General features: G+C 65.6%; 15 protein-coding genes. 10 read left to right on the forward strand and 5 right to left on the reverse strand.

What is annotated here, in order from left to right; all coding sequences use genetic code 11:
* Window positions 1–306: 306 nt before the first annotated feature.
* Entirely contained in the window at window positions 307–3,402 is a 3,096-nt protein-coding gene (locus ACGFK0_RS10870; RefSeq protein WP_392902914.1) for a hypothetical protein, read from the forward strand.
* Window positions 3,403–3,979: 577 nt separating this feature from the next.
* A complete protein-coding gene (locus ACGFK0_RS10875) occupies window positions 3,980–5,101 on the forward strand; it encodes an ISAs1 family transposase (protein ID WP_392902917.1) in 1,122 nt (373 codons plus the stop codon).
* Here ACGFK0_RS10875 and ACGFK0_RS10880 read toward each other — a convergent pair.
* The gene (locus ACGFK0_RS10880; RefSeq protein ID WP_392902919.1) at window positions 4,984–5,526 is read right to left on the reverse strand and encodes a hypothetical protein; all 543 of its coding nucleotides are present in this window, start codon (window positions 5,524–5,526) and stop codon (window positions 4,984–4,986) included. The genes ACGFK0_RS10875 and ACGFK0_RS10880 overlap by 118 nt on opposite strands.
* A 446-nt stretch (window positions 5,527–5,972) precedes the next feature.
* Here ACGFK0_RS10880 and ACGFK0_RS10885 point away from each other — a divergent pair, with 446 nt between their 5' ends.
* The 4 genes from ACGFK0_RS10885 (at window position 5,973) to ACGFK0_RS10900 (ending at window position 11,013) form a co-directional block, all read left to right on the forward strand.
* A complete protein-coding gene (locus tag ACGFK0_RS10885) occupies window positions 5,973–6,878 on the forward strand; it encodes a LuxR C-terminal-related transcriptional regulator (protein ID WP_392904032.1) in 906 nt (301 codons plus the stop codon).
* Between the two features lie 21 nt (window positions 6,879–6,899).
* On the forward strand, window positions 6,900–8,696 hold the full coding sequence (locus ACGFK0_RS10890; RefSeq protein WP_392902922.1) for a S9 family peptidase: 1,797 nt from the start codon (window positions 6,900–6,902) through the stop codon (window positions 8,694–8,696).
* Window positions 8,697–8,706: 10 nt separating this feature from the next.
* Window positions 8,707–9,966 carry an MFS transporter gene (locus ACGFK0_RS10895; RefSeq protein ID WP_392902924.1) on the forward strand — a complete coding sequence of 420 codons (1,260 nt, stop codon included), beginning with the start codon at window positions 8,707–8,709 and terminating at the stop codon, window positions 9,964–9,966.
* Between the two features lie 282 nt (window positions 9,967–10,248).
* Window positions 10,249–11,013, forward strand: a complete 765-nt coding sequence (locus ACGFK0_RS10900) for a LuxR C-terminal-related transcriptional regulator (RefSeq protein WP_392902926.1) — start codon at window positions 10,249–10,251, stop codon at window positions 11,011–11,013.
* A 338-nt stretch (window positions 11,014–11,351) separates the two neighbouring features.
* Here the strand turns inward: ACGFK0_RS10900 and ACGFK0_RS10905 are convergent, their stop codons facing one another.
* Together ACGFK0_RS10905 and ACGFK0_RS10910 are read right to left on the reverse strand one after the other, a co-directional pair.
* The gene (locus ACGFK0_RS10905; RefSeq protein WP_392902928.1) at window positions 11,352–11,789 is read right to left on the reverse strand and encodes a hypothetical protein; all 438 of its coding nucleotides are present in this window, start codon (window positions 11,787–11,789) and stop codon (window positions 11,352–11,354) included.
* A 288-nt stretch (window positions 11,790–12,077) separates the two neighbouring features.
* Window positions 12,078–12,740 carry a glyoxalase gene (locus ACGFK0_RS10910; RefSeq protein WP_392902930.1) on the reverse strand — a complete coding sequence of 221 codons (663 nt, stop codon included), beginning with the start codon at window positions 12,738–12,740 and terminating at the stop codon, window positions 12,078–12,080.
* Between the two features lie 451 nt (window positions 12,741–13,191).
* Between ACGFK0_RS10910 and ACGFK0_RS10915 the strand changes: the two genes are divergently transcribed.
* Window positions 13,192–13,758, forward strand: coding sequence for a hypothetical protein (locus ACGFK0_RS10915; RefSeq protein ID WP_392902933.1), 567 nt, complete (start codon window positions 13,192–13,194; stop codon window positions 13,756–13,758).
* A 26-nt stretch (window positions 13,759–13,784) separates the two neighbouring features.
* Here ACGFK0_RS10915 and ACGFK0_RS10920 read toward each other — a convergent pair whose 3' ends face one another.
* On the reverse strand, window positions 13,785–13,991 hold the full coding sequence (locus ACGFK0_RS10920; RefSeq protein ID WP_392902936.1) for a DNA-binding protein: 207 nt from the start codon (window positions 13,989–13,991) through the stop codon (window positions 13,785–13,787).
* Complete coding sequence (locus ACGFK0_RS10925; RefSeq protein ID WP_392902939.1) at window positions 13,988–14,308, reverse strand: hypothetical protein; 321 nt, start codon at window positions 14,306–14,308, stop codon at window positions 13,988–13,990. Before ACGFK0_RS10925 ends, ACGFK0_RS10920 begins: the two co-directional genes overlap by 4 nt.
* Window positions 14,309–14,643: 335 nt before the next feature.
* Between ACGFK0_RS10925 and ACGFK0_RS10930 the strand changes: the two genes are divergently transcribed.
* The 3 genes from ACGFK0_RS10930 to ACGFK0_RS10940 all read left to right on the forward strand — a co-directional run bounded on the left by ACGFK0_RS10930 (window position 14,644) and on the right by ACGFK0_RS10940 (window position 17,380).
* Window positions 14,644–14,976 carry a hypothetical protein gene (locus tag ACGFK0_RS10930; RefSeq protein WP_392902942.1) on the forward strand — a complete coding sequence of 111 codons (333 nt, stop codon included), beginning with the start codon at window positions 14,644–14,646 and terminating at the stop codon, window positions 14,974–14,976.
* Window positions 14,939–16,798: a relaxase/mobilization nuclease domain-containing protein gene (locus ACGFK0_RS10935; protein WP_392902944.1), complete on the forward strand. Its 1,860-nt coding sequence runs from the start codon at window positions 14,939–14,941 to the stop codon at window positions 16,796–16,798. The genes ACGFK0_RS10930 and ACGFK0_RS10935 overlap by 38 nt, the downstream gene beginning before the upstream one ends.
* 96 nt (window positions 16,799–16,894) lie before the next feature.
* A complete protein-coding gene (locus ACGFK0_RS10940; protein ID WP_392902946.1) occupies window positions 16,895–17,380 on the forward strand; it encodes a YfbM family protein in 486 nt (161 codons plus the stop codon).
* Window positions 17,381–17,386: the final 6 nt, after the last annotated feature.

A 17,386-nucleotide genomic window follows, 5' to 3' on the forward strand; every position in this document is an offset into this window, starting at 1 on the left:
CCACCCGGCCCGGCAGCCGGGCCATCAGCATGCTCCGACACCGAAAACCCGCTCCCGGGGACGCTCGTCACGCCGTTCAGGCAGACGCTTCAGCAACGTGAAAGATCGAGGCTACACGTGGGGTGCCATGCCACATCCTCCCTCTCCGTGCTGGGGCAAGGGGCTGGCGACCCGCATGAGAACGAAGCGGGCGACTCGTGGAGCCACCGTCGCAACCGACCATGGTGCGGCCTCACTGTGCCGCGGCGAGTGGCCTGTTATGGCAACAGGGACACATGCAGCCAGGTAGCGCGCTATCAAGGGTGTATGGCGCACTATTGGGCGGGTACAGCCGAACTCATATCCGTTCTCTCGGGCTTGGCCGGGATTCTGTCGTTCGCTCTCTCCGTCATCGTGGACGTGGTCTCCCGGCGTGACCGGTCACCGCATTTCCGCAAGATCAGCGGATGGCTGCTCTCCCTCCTGGGCCTCATCACAGCCGGCACCTTCGCGGTCGAGCTCGTCGTGGCCGGACTCGCCGTGCGCTGGACGACGCACGCCTTGCCGGTCGCGGGCTTCTGCGGTGGCGTTGTGCTTGCGGTTGCGGGTACCTGGCGCGCGCTCACGTTGCCGGCCGACCGGAAATCCGCGCCGGTGCGGCAGATCGTTGAGGCACTTGCCGATGGCGTTAATGGCCCGGCACGGCCGCCGGTTTACAAGCCGCTCCCCACGTTGGAGCAGCATTCGCGCCGAAAGCCACTACGGTCGCGCACGCTCATCACATGGGCGCGGAAGGCGCGTATGGGCCTCGTGACGGTCGAGTCGCCCGCTGGCGGCGGCAAGAGCGTGGAGTTCCGAGAGACCACGCGCATCTTGGCCGAGCGGGCGACCAGGGGCAGACGCGTCAAAGTAATCCCCGTCTACATCGATCTCGCCAGGGTTTTCGGTTCCGACCCGGCTCCGTCGGTGAACGCCTTGCACGAATACATTAGGGAGATCGTCCGTAATCGGGGGGAGCATCTACTCGACGAACTAGACCTACATTTGCAAGGTGCGCGAGAGCATGTGCAATGGGTGATCTTTGTGGATTCCTTCCATTCCATAGACCCCGCCGTGCGAGAACGTGCATGGCAGGCGATCGCAGATTTGGCCAGACCATCGAGTTTTCGCGCACTCGTTGCGATACGGACCAGCAGCGAACTTCCAGGCGTCCGCAGACGGTTGGAGTTCGCCTACACCTCGCCCTCCTGGCGACGGGCGGTACTCCGCTCTTTCTCCCTAACACCCGAACTGCGAGCCCGGCTGCAGCGCTGGACCGAGGTCACTGATCTCCAGCACGGCCGCCTTATCGTCCCGTCCCTCTTTTGGATGCTTGCCGAGCATTTCGAACAGGCTGAGGTGAGTGCGCTGGAAGTGCACTCATTCCACGATGTCCTTGACGCAATTATCGAACGCCGGCTATCCCGACAGAACCGACCTGAGGAAGCAAGGTTGCTCGCAGAGGAACTGGCGTACGGACGGTTCGCGGGACGAACGTGGAGGGCGGACGAACCAGAATTGATAGGCTCGCTGATGAGCGCAGGCCTGCTTGTGGTGCGAGATGACCAGCCTCTCGGCTTCTCCGACGCTTCACTACTGACCCACTTCGCCGCCCGCAGAATTCTTCGCGTTCCCGGTGAAACTGCCACTGACACGCTGCTTGCGAACGAGGCGTGGCGTGTCCCGGCGATAGGGGTGCTGAAGCGTTGCACCGAACCACAGCTCACCGAGCTTTTAACTGCCGCCACCGCCTTACTGGACCGCGAAGCCGCCGGGTGCACCAACCTGGTGAATGACATCCAACCCCACTTGCTCGGCCCGGCAGGACTACAGCCCGATACCCAGTCGGCCACTTTCGACTGGCCCCCAACCGCGCGGCACATCCTGTTGACTCTGGCTGAAGGGCTCCGGTTCAGGACGGACGTGGCCATACCATCCGCGTTGACTGCCCTTGCCGATCGTTTTGTCGTGAGCGCTTTTCTGCCATACGTGATGCCCTACGGGCGTGCTGATGCGGTGAGGGTGCTGTCACTATGTTCCACGGACGTGGCCAAGTGGGCATTCGAAGGCTGCCTCACACTCGATCACGGCATGAATCCGCGCAAGGTTGCGGCGGAGCAGTTGACGAGCCTCCCGGGGGTGTTTGACCAGCTCGGGATAGGGGCCCGGATAATTGCGGTGGCCGCGACAGTATCTGATGCTGGAATATATCGACGTGTGCTGCGACAGGGGGCTTTCCCCGGAAGCGGCGCACTTCGTTCCTTAAGTGATGTAAGCATGGGTGTCATCCGGGTACTGCAGGCGGTCTCCATCTATGTCGTCGTGATCTACTCGGCCCTCTTCATTATCGATGTGGTGCAGTGGTCAAAGACTTCTGAAACAAGAATTCTACTCATTATCGCCAGCCTACTTTTTCTGCGCTTCACCCTGACCGGAGGTCGCGCTATTCATCCCTTCGTTGGCATCGGCGCCACCGCGGTTCTCGCAGTATTTGCCCTGTTGGGCGCACTCTCGGGTGTCCTGCTTATCGGGCCTGCACTATTCTTGATCTGTACAGGAAATGCCGATGACGGGCTGTCCAGCGCGGTATCCGCATACCTCACGACCTGGCCCTTGGCCATGGCCTATCGCATTATCGACGACGCGCGACGACTTAAGATAATCGATTTTGCGGCCCCTCACCTCGGCCTTGTCCGCCCCCATCTCATTCATTCCATTCGAACCGCGATTCCGCAACGTTACACTCGCGAACAAGTCGCGCAAAATATGCGCGATGTAGTCGTAATGGCCGTGGCTGTCGGCGGGGTAATTGGTCTCTTGGTCGGCATTTCGGAAGCTGACTTGCCGCGAGTTGAGGGAGTTGCTGAAGAGGATCTGCGGGAGAGCATACTCGGAGGTGCTGTGATTGGACTGCTCGGCATGGGCCTCCTTTGGGGATACGCGCGAAACAAGATCGATATTCTTAGAGCGCGCTCCAAGATTGCAGGAGGTGTCGGTGATGAGGAGTTGCTTACGCTGCTGATGAATCAGCGTAATGATAAGGTGACAGACGACGTCTTCAAAGTGATGGCCTCATTGCCACCGGGAACGATGGGGGCTGCCCACACCGCGCTGCGTGATCTGTACCTTGCTTTGACGCACGTCGACCGATTTGTGCAGGCCGACAGCAAGAAGCCCATTCAGAAGGCGATCTGGTCCGCTGAGGAGCCCAGGTTTTACTATCCGAGCTTCAGAGAATGGATAATTGAATATGACGAGCGACACCCCGGGCGGCTGATTAAGCTAGCCGGAAAGGGTCGGGAGCGTTTGGGAAAGGCTGCCGACCTAGCCTGGTTGTCTGCAATGGAGAAGGCTCAGGAGCGTCCCCGGGGGGACGCTGCTTGAGCGATCCATCACCACAGGTAGCCAACGAGATCAGCCTTACGGCATAACCGAATGACCCGCCCAAGGTTCCTCCATGCATTCACCCCTACACTCGCTCGTCGGCATGAGAGTGGATCTCCCAGCGCTTCGAAGCCCTGATCGAACGCTACGACGTCGTCCGTAAGGCACTTCGAGGAGGACAGGCCCATCGAGCGCATCGCTCGGCGGCACCGGAGAAACTGACAGGGTGCAGTGGAGACGGAGCAGCCAAGGCATCGGAAGGAACCTCGGACGATGCGGTCGGGGTACCTCGCACCCGACTCCCACGGCCGCTTCCGACCAGCGCAGGCTGCAGGAACGTCCTCGCGCGTTCTTCCCGGCGCGGCTGGCTGGCGTGGACGCCCTCGCCCTGGTCAACCTGGCAGTTCGCGGCCAGGTGTGCTGCCAGGGATCCGGCAAGGTCGTGAAATGAGGGTGTGACCTGCGGGGTCGCTGGTCCGGTAGGCGGGTTTGGGGGTTCGCAAGTAGCGGGTGGGGCCCGCGCGGTTCGATGGAAGTTCTCACGCTCACCATCGCCGCTGACAGGACCCACCCGCCGATGACATTCTCCTGTGTTTCCGCCGCTCGTGGCCAGTACCTGCTTGATCTGCTCGCGCAGGTGCCCGATCCCCGTAAGCGACGGGGCCGGCGCCACACCCTGGCGGGCGTGCTCGCGGTGGGGATCGCGGCGGTGGTGGCCGGGTCGCGGTCGTTCGCCGCGATCGGGCAGTGGGCCGCCGATGCCGGTGACCAGGTGCTTCACGCGCTGGGCGCGACCCGCGGGCCGGCGGAGGAGTCGACGTTCCGGCGGGCGTTCGCCGCCCTGGATGCCGACAGGCTGGACGCGGTCCTGGGGGCCTGGCTGTGGACACGGGCCGCTCGCGTCGGTGACCGGCTGGTGATCGCGGTCGACGGCAAGACCGTCCGCGGCGCCAAGCGCAAGGGCGGGAAGGCGCCGCATCTGGTCGCGGCCCTGGCGCACGGCGCCGGTGCGGTACTCGGGCAGGTCGCGGTCGCTGCCGGATCGAACGAGATCCCCGCCGTCCGGGACCTGCTGCGGGCCTTCACCGACCTGGCCGGGGCAGTGATCACCATGGACGCCCTGCACACGCAGACCGGCACCGCCGAACTGGTCGTCGGCCGGGGTGCGGACTACGTGATGACGGTGAAGGGGAACATGCCCGGGCTGTACCGGCGGCTGAAGAGGCTGCCCTGGGCCGATGTCCCGGCGGCCTCGACGGTGACCACAGGCCGTGGCCGCCGGACCCGCCGCACGATCAAGGTCGCCTCCGCCCCGGCATGGACCGGGTTCACCGGCGCGGCCCAGGTCGCGCAGCTACGCAGGACCGTGACTCGGCGCGGGAAGAAGACGGTCGAGGTGGTCTACGGTGGTTCCGCCGGCCTGCGGGTCCTCATCGCCCCTACGAGGGTTCGCAACATCCCTCCGCATCGGCGGACACGGTTCCTGGGTCCTCATCGCCCCTACGAGGGTTCGCAACTTGCAGAGCTCGGACACCTGGTTGGCCGTTCTTGCTGGACGCGCCGGACAGACCCGTGGCGATCTCAGTGTGATTCGCGGAGGACGCCGAGCGTGGTGATCGCTTGGTCTCGGGTGAGCAGGGTGAGGCCGTCCGGGAGGCGCCGGGGGCCGTCGATGTCGATGAAGTGGGTGGGGCCGTAAGGCCACGGCCCGTTGAAGAGCGCGATGAGCTCTCCCGGGGGCTGCGCCTCGAGGGTCTGGTGGACGACGTCGGCATCGGCCCCCGGTGTTGCCAGCCACAGGACCGGTGACTGTTCCACCCGTCCGGCGGCGTCGATGCGTGGAGGTCTGCTCTCAAGGTGTTCGATCGCGTCCTCCAGAGTGTCGGTGATGTGGAGGCCGGAGGTCAAGCGCGACAGGAGTCGGGAGGACGCGGCGCCGAGCAGTCGTTCGAGGTCCGGGCGCACGATGACGACATCGCAATGCGCGGTGCTGCGGGTCAGGGTGTCGACCAGCACCGTGCGGAGCAGGCGTTGGGCACCGGGGCCGATGACGCCGGCTCCCATGGGGTGGCTGAAGGCTCGCGCCAGGAAGGGGTCGCGGGAGGGCTCGTTGTGTGGGCGCACGCTGCGGCGCTGAGATGCCAGGCCGACGAGTCGGCGAGTCAGGGGCGCGTGAGTGGTCTTACGCAGTCGTTCCATGGTCACTCCGGGGTTGATCGAGGGTCGGGCGCACTGATCAAACCGAGTTTGGCCAGGTGAGAGCCCTGACCGAAACACCTCATGGGTCTAAGTCGCCAGGCTCCGGCGCATGCTTCCCCATGAGGTCGGCCCCCGGGAACCGGCGAAGGCTGGGCCTCGGCGAGCACGGTCCGGGGGACGGGACGGTCGATGGCGACTTTGCTCATTGACACGAAACGCTCACCGACCATTCTGGTGACCACACTCACTCGCGTCGATACTCTCTGTCATCGGAGGTGTGAGTGAGTACGCAGACCGAACTGGCAGCGACCAGGCTTCTGCAGGGGATCGTCGCCGACGAACTACTCGTCCCCTACGTCCGGTTGCTGGCCATGGACGGTTGCCTGCCGTCCGAGGCGGCCGAAGCGCTCGGCGGCCCGCAGATCGTGGAGGCGTTGACCGAGACCGGGCTGGCCTATGTCATGCCGTCCGGCCTGGCGGTTCTTCCGCGGCTGGTTGCCACCGCGCCGGATCTCGCTCTGCAGGAAGTGCTCGCGGCCTTGTCCCGCAAACTGGTCGCCGATCAGCAACGTCTCCTGGACGGTCAGCGGCGCATGGTCGACATGCACCCCTTCCCCGGAGTCGCGGAAGGCCAGGCCGATCAGCTGGTGCGGATTCTCACCGACCGGACCGAGATCACCGACACTTCTCGCGCCCTGCTCGGAACGGCGCGGCGCCACTGGCTGACCCTGGAGAACTTCGCCATGGAACGTCCACTGGAAGAGCTGGCCGGAATGCCGCCGCTTCCGGCGTTCGAGGGCAACGTCACCAGCCGGACCATCTACCAGGCATCCTGCGCCGAACACCCCGTCGGCATCAAGATCATCCGCATGCACGCCGAAGCCGGTGAGCAGGCCAGAATCCTGCCGGAGATCGGCATGAAGATGAAACTCGCCGATGAGGCGGTCGCGTTACTGCCGCTCACCCCAACCGGCCTGCCCGGCGCGCTGCTGATCAAATCGGCCGCGATCGTCGCCGCGCTGCGTGAGTACTTCGAGTTGCTGTGGCAGCGCGCTGTGCCGCTGGGGGCGACCGAGCCGGAGGCGCCGCTCAAGCCGGTTCAGATGTCGATCCTGCGGCTGCTCGCGCAGGGGATGACCGATGAGGCGATCTCCCGGCAGATCGGGTTGCAGACCAGCAGCGTGCGGCGGCACGTCAGCGCGATCGGCAAGTACCTCGGCACCACCAGCCGCATCGCGATGGGCGCCGCCGTCGCCCGCCGAGGTTGGCTCGACTGACCCCCGACCCCTGGAGCAGAGATGCCCGAGTTCCTAGATTTCGTGCCGACCGAGCGTTTCCGTCAGCGGGTGGCCTTGTCTCCGGACACCAAGACGGTCGCCTACTCCAGCAACGCCGCCGGATCCTTCGACCTGTGGACGATCCCGGTGGCCGGCGGGCCGCCCCGCCGACTGACCCGGCTGGACGGGCGGGCGGTGCGGGACCTCGCCTGGTGGCCCGACGGCAACAGCCTGGTGTTCACCGCCGACCTCAACGGCGACGAGCAGTACCGCATCTACCGCATCGGGACCGACGACCAGGACCTCACCGAGATCAGCACCGGCCCGGACTGCCAGCGCGTGTTGGCCGATCTCCCGTTCGACGCGGACGGCCGGTATCTGCTGTACGCGGCCAACGACCGCGACCGCACCGTGCAGGACATCCTCCTCCGCGACCTGGCCGACGACACCGAACGCCGCATCATCCCTCCCGAGGGCGTCAACTTCACCCCCGCCCACGTCTCCCCGGACGGACGGTGGCTGTTGGCCGCCGGCTCCCGATCCAACACCGACATCGCCACCTACCTCATCGACCTCACCGCCCCTGACGTCCAGGCGGTGTGCGTAACCGCCGGATACGGGAACGGCTACTTCGTCCCCGGGCCATGGACCCCGGACTCGAGTTCCTTCTATATGGCCACCGACGTGTGGGGCGAGTTCACCTGCGTCGGCCGCTACTCCCTGACCGACTCCTCCCTGGTACGCATCACCGACGATGAGTGGGATGTCGAGCAAATCGAAGCCGCCGGCGACACACTCGTCTGGTCCATCAACCAGGGCGGGCGTTCTGTGCTGCGCGCCACGCGCAACGGCATCGAACTCCCGCTGGCGGACGTGCCGCAGGGCGTCATCGACGCGATCGACCTCAGCCCGGACGGGGAACGGATCGTCCTGGAGATCGACACCGCCACCCGGCCCAGCGAAATCGGGCTACTCGAACCGGCGGCCGGGTTCCGGTATCTCACCGATGTTCGCCCACCCGCCATCCACCTGGTCGAACCCGTCCAGCCGGACCTGATCACCTACCCGGCCTCCGGAGGCCGCCGCGTCCACGCTCTGCTGTACCGGCCGCATGCGACTGGTCCACACCCGGTCCTGCTGTCGATCCACGGCGGCCCCGAAGCCCAGGAACGCCCCGAATACGCCTACTCGGGGCTCTACCAGTACCTGCTGAACCAGGGGGTGGCGGTGCTGGCCCCCAACATCGCTGGCTCCACCGGCTACGGCCTCACCCACCAAAAGCTCATCTACCGCAACTGGGGCGGCATCGACCTGGACGACCTCGACCACGCCGTCCGCCACCTGCGCACCCTCTCCGATATCGACGCCGACCGGATCGCCGTCATGGGCGGCTCCTACGGAGGATTCGCCGCCCTGTCCTGCCTGTCTCGGCTGCCGTACCGGTGGGCGGCGGGGGTGTCGTTCTGCGGCCCGTCCAACCTGGTCACCCTCGCCCGAGCCTGCCCACCCACCTGGAGACCCACCGTCGACGCAGTCCTGGGCAACCCCGACACCGACGCCCAACACCTCACCCGCCGATCCCCGATCACCTACGCCGACGCCATCACCGCACCACTGCTGGTCATCCAGGGCGCACGGGACCCGCGCGTCCCCCAGGACGAGTCCGACCAGATCGTTACCCTGCTCCGCGCCCGCGACGTCGATGTCCGCTACGACGTGTATCCCGACGAAGGACATGGATTCACCAACCGCACTAACGAGATCAAGGCCTATGGCGACATTGCGGAGTTCCTCCTCACCCACCTGACCAGCGAGTAGGAGAGACGCCATGCCGGGATTCCTGTCGCCGCTCGCCCTCTTCCGGGACCCGTCCGTGGCACCACTGTTCATCTCTCGGGTCATCTCCAGCGCGAGCGTCGGATTCGGGCAGCTCGCGCTGGCCTGGGGCGTGCTGAACCAGGGCTACGGTGCGCACGGACTGTCGCTGGTCATGGCCTGCAACGCCTTCCCCGCCCTGCTGATCATCTGCGGCGGCGTCATCGGCGACCGGTTCCGCCGGCACCACGTCCTCATGGGCGCCGAAACGCTCGCGTGCTTGTCCTGGCTGGCCATTGGCAGCGCATTGTTCAGCGGCAAGGCACCTCTCGCGCTGCTGTGCACGCTGGGCGCCGTCGGCGGAGTCGCCACCGCGATCTTCCTGCCCACCCTCCGCGGCATCATCGCCGACCTGCTCGGCTCGCCCGATCGGCCGGCCGGGAATGCGCTGGTCAAGCAAACAGAGTCGGTTGGCCTGCTCGTCGGACTCGTCGCGTCCGGAGCGATGGTCACCGCGGTCGGCCCGGCCTGGGCGGCGTCGGTGCGGGGCGTGCTGTGCGGTGTGAGTGTCGTCCTGCTGAGCAGACTGACCACCTCGCGCCCCAGCGAACCCAGCGTGGGCCCGATGCGCGATCTGCGTGAAGGATGGCGCGAGTTCGGGGCCCGCCCCTGGGTGTGGATCATGACCCTGCAGTACATGGCGATCACGACCGCTGTGGTCTGCTACACCAAGATCGCCGGCCCTCTCTACACCACCAACGGGCACGGTGATGCGCTGGCCTGGGGAATCATCAGAGCCTGCGAACCACTTGGCGCGCTGGTGGGCGCACTGGTCGGCGCGAGCTGGCGCCCCACGAGGACCATCCCGGTAGTTGCACTGCTGCCCATGTCGGTGGCACTGCCCATGCTTCTGATGGGGAGTGGAGCGCCCTGGCAACCGATCGCCATCGCCGCCTTGGCTCCCGGTGTGCTCCAAGCCGTCTACTACGTCCTCTGGACCACCACCCTGCAGGAGCGGTTCGCGTCCGGCGTTCTCGTCCGCGTCAACAGCTGGAACATGGTCACCAGCTACGCCCTCATGCCACTGATCATGCTTGCGTCCGGGCCCCTTGCCAGTACTTTCGGCCCGGAGAAGCTGGCGTTCTGGTCGGGCACCACCGCCGTCATCGCCACGTTTTCGACACTTCTCGTGCTCCGTCTTGCACCTCGCCACGAGTTTGGTGCGAGAACCGAAGCCAAAGAGGTTGATGCGTCAAAGTTCGCCCCACTTTGACTGATCACCTTTTGGGCTTGCGTCCGAACACTTTGATTGGGGTATCGTATGCGCTCTCTTGAAGAGAAAGCCGTTCGGCTGCTTGGTGGAGTCGTTGAAGGAGACGCCCTTCATTCGTACCTGCGACTCTTGGTCACAGGTGGATGCCCCCCTGAAAATGCTGCTGACTCGCTCGGTGGGGCCGACAAGGTAGGCCATCTCCTTCGTGCTGGAATGGCTCAGATAGATGAAACTGCAACTGGCCCTCCACCCCGCCTGGTCCCGGCCCCCATGGATGTGGTGATGCAGCGCACGCTTGTCGGTCTTGCTCGGGATGCGCTGCGCGACTATGAGCGACTTTTGGACGGGTACCAGCGCATGTGTGACTATTCAGCGTCCAGAAGCGCGACGACCGATCCGTCGGTGGGGCAACTGGCCCAGATCATCACCGACGGCGATCGGGTCGGCAGGCTGACAAGCACCCTCCTGGGGTCGGCACAGCGTGAGTGGCTGACCCTGAGCAGTCACACCCCTACAGAACCAGTCGAGGAGAGGGATAGCGGCTCAGCGCCCTCATCGGTGGAGAGCGGCGTCCGCCGCAGAGCTATCTACGATGCCCGCTGCATGCGAGAGGCGACCACGCGCGACAGGTTGGAAGCGATAGCCGAGACCGGGGTCGAGGTGCGCATCCTTCCACGCATCCGAATGAGCCTGAAGCTCGCGGACGAAGCGGTCGCAGTCCTCCCACTTACATCGGCGGAGATGGGCGGCGTCCTACTCGTCCAGTCCTCGGTGATCGTGAGGGCGCTCCGGGACTATTTTGACTTGCTATGGGAGCAAGCCGTCCCCGTATGTGGGACCGGATCCAATAGCCATGGTGTCCCGGAAAGCCAGGTTAAGATCTTGCGTCTTCTCGTCCAGGGCTTGCCTGACGAAGCCATCTCAGAACGCATGAATATGAGCCTTACCACTATTCGTCGACACATTAGAACGCTGCGTGAGGAAGTCGGCGCCGAAACACGATTCCAACTCGGTGTAGTCGCCGTCCAGCGAGGCTTGGCGGACTGAGTATGGTTGGTCGTCGACCTGCCCATGAGCACGCTGCTTCCGGAAGAATCAGCCTCCTAGATATGAGAAAAACTCAGCAGCGTTCGAGCTCGAGGCCGGGCTGATGCGCCGCTTGTGGAGAGCAGGGGCCGGAGGTAGCCCCCGAGCGTATAAAGAGCATCACGCAGATCCGGTGCCGATATGGCGGTCCCACCGTTTCCACCTCAGCCCCTCGGCTGTACCGCCGAATGCGCCTAAGACCACGCCATCGCCGCTGGAAAAATACTTAGGCCAGCTAGGCCCACCAAACTCCCCGGGTAAGGACTATCGACCCGGGGATGGTGCTGCCAATCTTGTGATCACTTATGTACGGCACGCCTACTGCTTTGGGCTGCCCATTTGCCGCGGGCCCATTCGACTGTGAACATGTACTCCTCGCGATCGAACGCCAGCCCAGTGGACGGCAGGCGACGGTTCCAGCGGTCGCCTATCAGCCGCCAATGAACGCAGTCTCCATGCCGCCAGACCGCTACCCCGACGCCACAGCAGTCGGGGTCACAACCGTCGATCGGATCACCGACGGGCAGGGCCGCCGGTTCTTCGCCGCTTGGGAACAGCGCACTGGTGGAGGCGAAAAACGGTTCCGGGTGCACACCGATGACGTGGCTAAATCCATCATGGAACGAGTTCAGCAACGGCACGTCGTTGACCTCGATCAGGACGTGAACACCGCACAGCACCGGAGGGCTGGAGCGGACGACTTGCAGCGCTATCCAGTCCCGATCGTCCTTGACCACCCGCGGATTCCGGTCGGGTCGGCCGCGTCGTCCGGCTCTGAGATCATGTGGGCGCCTACGAGGCATGGCCCTTTCGTGTCGTCATGGCGACATCATGCTCCTGGCCGGCGTTCTGTCGCAACCTCGCAATAGCCAGGGTCTAGTCCTTCGAACTCACCAAAGGAACTCGATGACCGACCGACCCGCCCCAGAGCCCCGCCCGGCGGACGACCAGTGGCTCTATGCACGACGGCTGGCCCCATCGTACGACTTCTGGCCCCACACACTGCTGCTAGATAGCCGTACTCGTCACTTTGGAGGGAGCCATTCCTGAAGTCCGGTGAGATGCCCGATCTCTGACTCGATGCGTTTTCTGTCGTCCTGTGTGAGCTCCAGATCGTGCAGATCGGCGAGCCAGGGACTGGTGGATTCGCCCAGGACCGTGGCCAGGTCGATGAGGTGGCACAGGGCGATGGCCTGCTCAGTCATCGCGGCGTCTGCGCCGTGCCTGCGGACCGCGGACTTGAGCGCACGGAACGCCTGAAGATCATCGTTTTTGAACTCGCGCAGGATCCGGGCGTTGTCGAGCGCCTTGGCCAGGCCCACCAGCTTCTTGGAGCCCCCGTGCTCCAGCTCGGCGGGCTCGTCACGCTGGATGAACATGATCGAGTTTCCGGACGGATCGATCAGCGTGAATCGGGACGCGCCGGGCCGGTAGCGGGTGATTCGCGGGAGGCCGGACCTCAGTACCTTCCCGTACGTCCGGCGCATCGCCGCAACGAACTCCGCGTGATAGGGCGCCACGGCGTCGACAATGACCAGGCACCCTCCAGACTCTTCTCGGGCCGGATCCAGCCCCTTGGGCGCCGGGCCGAAGTGCAGCTGGAACCCGCTCCACTGCAACACCAGGTACACGTAGGGCCTGCTCTGCTTGTAGGTCGCCTCAAACCCCAGCGCCTCATAGAACGCCAAGGCCTCCTCCACTGACGCGCACGGCATCAACGGCACCGTCATCTCGTTCGGCCGAACCACAGGCTCACTCAAGCCGTCCCCCTCCAGGTCGCCCGCAGATTCTGGCACTGGGGCACCATCTGGGGTCGACGGCGAACCGCTCTTGGCTCAGGTGCTCCGTCGACCAGGACGACCCAGCGCCGGGCGTGGAGGGGGTCGCGGGCTTCGGCGTGGTCGAAGACGCGGGTGATGACGCTGTCGGGGTCCTCGGTCACCGAGCCGCACAAGATCCTGCCCTGACCCGACGAGCAAGGTGGACACGCCGTTGATCAAGCTGGATTTCGGGATGGCACATCAGGCATTGTGGAGCGCAAACAGTCTTAGATAGCTCTACATGACGTCAAGACTGTGGCTGTCGTTTCAAGGGAGGAGTGCTGGATGATCCGACCTCACCTCGTTGGAGAGCACCCGCATGGACGATCACGAGACCCGTACGGACGAGGACATCGAGCGGCTCGCTGGTGAGCTGCATGAAACCGTCCGAGCGCTCAACCGTCTGACCCAGAGCCCGCCGGGGCTGACTCAGCCGGCGGCCGTGTACACGGTTCTGGGGAACCTGGCCCAGACCGCCTTCCGCCTCGTCCAGACCACCCAGCAACTGGATGCGTTCCTCAGTGAGGAGCTCGATGCCGGACGGCTCGGGCATGATCAAGATGAGGACCCGGTCCCCGCCGTGACGAGGGCGCACAATGCGATGTCGCGAGCTGCCGAGCAGGCCATGGACCTCGGCGAGACCTTCCGCCGGGCGGCAGGAGCGCTCACGCCCATCCACGCTCGCGAGCCGTCGCTCGACCGGCCCGCAGAAGCCGACGCGAAGGTGGCGCACGTGTCCGATGAGAGCGGGGAGCAGGTGGGATGTGCAGGGGAGGACTTTCCTCAACCGATCGGCGACGTCCTGCCCAATCCCGGCCGCGCTGAGCAGGCGTCGGCGGAGGCGCGCTCCTCGCCGCAGGTGCCGCACCCGCGTCGCGAGCGGTGAACGCCGCATCGCGTTCTGACTGAAGGTCAGCCGTCGGCGCGGAAGGACAGGCCGTGTTGCTGGAGGGCCTCTCGCAGGGTCTTCATCGCGTTTGGGCCCATTCCGTGAAGTGCCGCGATCTCGCCTTCGCCCGTCTGGGCGAGTTGTTCAAGGGTGTTGTAGCCGGCGCCTGCGAGCGCTCGCCTGGCCGGGGCGGCGAGCTTGGGCAGCACGGTGCCGTCATTGGTGCTCATTCGGTTCCTCCTGAGTCGGCGGATGCCTGACCGGACGGCTGTCCGTCTGGGACCCCTGGCGACGGTGACGTCCTGGCGGCAGGACTCAACGGGCCAGGCGATCCACCATGCGCAGCTTCCCAGGTGTCTAGATCGCTGTACGCATCGTGAGATGCCCCGACCGGTACTCGACCGATGTTGATGTAGTTCTCGCCGTAGGTCGTGGTCAATCGCCACAGCTCGAACTGGTCCAGTTCGTACTCGCAGAAGCGGCGAAGCAGGTTTACCAGGATGTGGAAGTCCTGATCGGACAGGGCGCCGGCATGGTCCTCACTCATGTGATCAACCTAAGCGGCCTCGATATGTAGCGGAACGAGCATCTGGTTCCGCTGGCCCGACCAGGCGGCTGTGACGGGAAGCGGAGCAAGGCTCGTCCTCACACCGCACGTGGCCTCGGGAGGGTGGCTCACGGCGGGCCCGGCTGGCGCGGGGCAAGAAATGGAAATCCTAAGGATATGGCTGTGGACCGGGCGCGGTCCGCAGCAACGAGGCGGATCGAGCGCGATCCGATGTGGAGGAGTTGGTAGTGGAGGACGCCGGAGCTGAGCTGACACCGAGGAGTGCCGTGCACCTGAACCGGAGGGCGCACCGTACCCCTCGGCGTGGTCGGGCTTTGTACATCGCGCTGTCGGAGGGCGAGCATGCATCGCTGTTAACGGCTGCCCAGCGAGAGCATATGGCGACTGGAGCATGGGCGGCCCAGGCGCTACTGGCCGCGGCGAACGGTACGCCTCGCCCCGAGTATGTCGAGTTGAGGGAACTGCTCGGGGCCGTCATGCACGCGTCAGGCCAGGTGCGGCGCATCGGCGTGAACTTCAACCAGGTTGTCGCGGCGCTGAACTCGGGGGATCCACCGCCGCAGCTTCGGTGGTACGCCGATTCGGCGGCGCGGACCGTCCGGAAACTCGATGACCTCGCTGACGAACTACGCGAGCGCCTTCCCTGACGCCGGGGAGGGTCGGTCGTTGATCGGGAAGGTTCTGCGTGGCAAGCGGGTACAGGGGCTGATCCGCTACCTGTACGGGCCCGGACGGCACGGGGAACACCGCGACCCTCACATCGTGGCGGGGTTCCGAAGTCCCGGGGAGCTGGAGCCGGGCCTGCATCCGGATGGCACCCGGGACTTCCGGCACCTGGACGGCCTGCTCACCCAGCCGCTCGCGTTGCTGGGCGAACGCAACTACCGCAAGCCGGTGTGGCATCTGTCGGTCCGGGCGGCGCCGGAGGATCCGAGCCTGAGTGATCAGCAGTGGGCCGAGGTCGCGAACGAGATCATGGCCCGCACCGGGCTGGCCCCGGACGGAGACGAGGACGCCGTCCGCTGGATCGCGGTCCGCCATGCCGACGACCACGTCCACATCGTGGCGACGCTGGCGCGCGCGGACGGCGTGCGTCCGGACGTATGGAACGACGGCTATCGGATCCGGGACGGATGCCGCGCCATGGAGGAGCGGTTCGGTCTGCGGTCCACAGCACCGGCGGACCGGACGGCGGCGCGGCGGCCCAAGCGCGCCGAGACCGAAAAGGCCCTCCGCGTTGGGCGCGGCGAACCCGCCCGTAACGTGCTGCGGCGCCACGTCGCTGCTGCGGCGGCGGGAGCCCGAACCGAAGCCGAGTTTTTCGCCGCCTTGGGGGCCGAAGGCGTTCTGGTCCGCAAGCGGGAGAGCACACGCGTTGCCGGCCAGATCACCGGCTACGCCGTCGCGCTGTCCGATGATCTGGGCTCGTCCGGACGGCCCGTGTGGTTCGGCGGAGGGAAGCTGGCCAGTGACCTGACGCTTCCCCAACTGCGGCGCCGGTGGACGCCGGAGGGCGCCGGCGGTCCACCGCCCCGTCCATTGTCTGGACGGCACTTGTCCGCGCGGACGATCAGGGCCATTGTGCGGACGACGGTCCGCCGCGCGGCGGACGAAGCCTGGACGACCGGCGAGTTCCTTGACCTACTCCAACAGCGAGGACTGCTCGTCAGATGTCGCTACAGCCAGTCCGACCCCGATCAGGTCACCGGTTACGCCGTTGCGCTGCCCGACGGCGAACCCGTCTGGCACACCGGCGGCCGTCTCGGCGACGACCTCACCTTGCCGCGCATCCAGCAACGTTGGAAGACCTCGGCTGGAGGCGCCCAGGGCCGATCCGCCGACTTGGAGGACGACCTCACGCTCGAAGAGCGCCAAGCGCTGTATGACGATGCCGCGCATGCTGCCGCTCACGCCACGTCCCAGCTCCGACGGCACCTGGCCATCAACCCCTATGCCGCCCAGGACGCCTGCTGGGCCGCGTCCGACGCTTTGCAGGCGGCGGCCAAAGCCACCGGCAACCTCCACCTGCGACGCGCCGCCGATACCTACGACCGTGCCGCCCGGGCCCCCTACGGCCGCATCCCCCGGCCCAGTCCGGCCGGGAACGCGCTGCGCACGGCGGCCCGGCTCCTGACGCTGGCCGGGGACCAGCACCGGACGACCGTCTCCATCTTGATGCTGGTCAGCCGCTTGATCACCCTGGTGGATACCATCGCCCAGCTTCGCCGACTCCAGCAACGCCAGGCGCAAGCAGACGCGGCGAGGACGGCGTACAGGCACCTCAGCCGCGCGAAGGCGGCTGCCGGTCACCACCTCGCGCCACAACCTGAAGAGCCGATCCTGCCCTCGCCGGTCCGGCAAGCCATGGCCGCTTTCCCCGATCCGTGGGCTCCCGTTCCCAGCACCCCAGTGACCCAGAGACCGGCCGTGCCCGTGCCGCCCACCCGACGGGAGCAGCGTGCCCGATGAAATGAACGACCTGCTTGACGCTGAAGCAGAACAATGCGATGTCGAATCAGATCTGCGGAGGATCAGGGTGCGTTATCGCGGATAGCATCTCTGGGCATGCTGGGAGTTCACTTCGCGATCACCGCCGACCATGAGCGGCTTCTGCTATGGGCAGGCGACCGGGGCGGGGCCGAGGTCGGGGAAATCCTCGAAGACATCGAAGAAACCTGGAACGACGATGGCCTGTCGGTGTCCAGTGACAAGGCATGGGACGCGATCCATCGCTGCCTCGGCGATGGATCGCTCGATCCTGACGGCGGCGAATACCCGCTATCGCACGTCCTCCTCGGTGGCCGGCATCTACATGGCGAGTACTACGTCGTCTACGTCACCGGCGCCGAGGTGCGGGACGTGGCCGAGGCGCTGTATCGGGTCGACAAGATGTGGCTGCGACAGCGTTTCGACGCCATAGACGACGGCGACTACAGCGGGCCGCACGACGACGAGGACTTCGACTACACCTGGGAGAACTTCCTGGGCATACGGACGTTCTACGCGCGAGCGGCCAACGCCGGGCGTGCGGTCATATTTACAGCGACCTGACCCGAG

Source organism: Spirillospora sp. NPDC048823, from assembly GCF_043198445.1.
In the GTDB taxonomy this organism is placed as follows: Bacteria; Actinomycetota; Actinomycetes; order Streptosporangiales; family Streptosporangiaceae; genus Spirillospora.

What these genes read in the sequence shown, in the direction of transcription:
- ACGFK0_RS10925 (WP_392902939.1), bottom strand. Translation starts at nt 14,308, where the DNA reads ATGAGTGAGGACCATGCCGGCGCCCTGTCCGATCAGGACTTCCACATC.
- ACGFK0_RS10885 (WP_392904032.1), top strand. Translation starts at nt 5,973, where the DNA reads ATGGACGGTTGCCTGCCGTCCGAGGCGGCCGAAGCGCTCGGCGGCCCG.
- ACGFK0_RS10940 (WP_392902946.1), top strand. Translation starts at nt 16,895, where the DNA reads ATGCTGGGAGTTCACTTCGCGATCACCGCCGACCATGAGCGGCTTCTG.
- ACGFK0_RS10870 (WP_392902914.1), top strand. Translation starts at nt 307, where the DNA reads ATGGCGCACTATTGGGCGGGTACAGCCGAACTCATATCCGTTCTCTCG.
- ACGFK0_RS10890 (WP_392902922.1), top strand. Translation starts at nt 6,900, where the DNA reads ATGCCCGAGTTCCTAGATTTCGTGCCGACCGAGCGTTTCCGTCAGCGG.
- ACGFK0_RS10875 (WP_392902917.1), top strand. Translation starts at nt 3,980, where the DNA reads ATGACATTCTCCTGTGTTTCCGCCGCTCGTGGCCAGTACCTGCTTGAT.
- ACGFK0_RS10915 (WP_392902933.1), top strand. Translation starts at nt 13,192, where the DNA reads ATGGACGATCACGAGACCCGTACGGACGAGGACATCGAGCGGCTCGCT.
- ACGFK0_RS10895 (WP_392902924.1), top strand. Translation starts at nt 8,707, where the DNA reads ATGCCGGGATTCCTGTCGCCGCTCGCCCTCTTCCGGGACCCGTCCGTG.
- ACGFK0_RS10935 (WP_392902944.1), top strand. Translation starts at nt 14,939, where the DNA reads ATGACCTCGCTGACGAACTACGCGAGCGCCTTCCCTGACGCCGGGGAG.
- ACGFK0_RS10900 (WP_392902926.1), top strand. Translation starts at nt 10,249, where the DNA reads ATGCAGCGCACGCTTGTCGGTCTTGCTCGGGATGCGCTGCGCGACTAT.
- ACGFK0_RS10920 (WP_392902936.1), bottom strand. Translation starts at nt 13,991, where the DNA reads ATGAGCACCAATGACGGCACCGTGCTGCCCAAGCTCGCCGCCCCGGCC.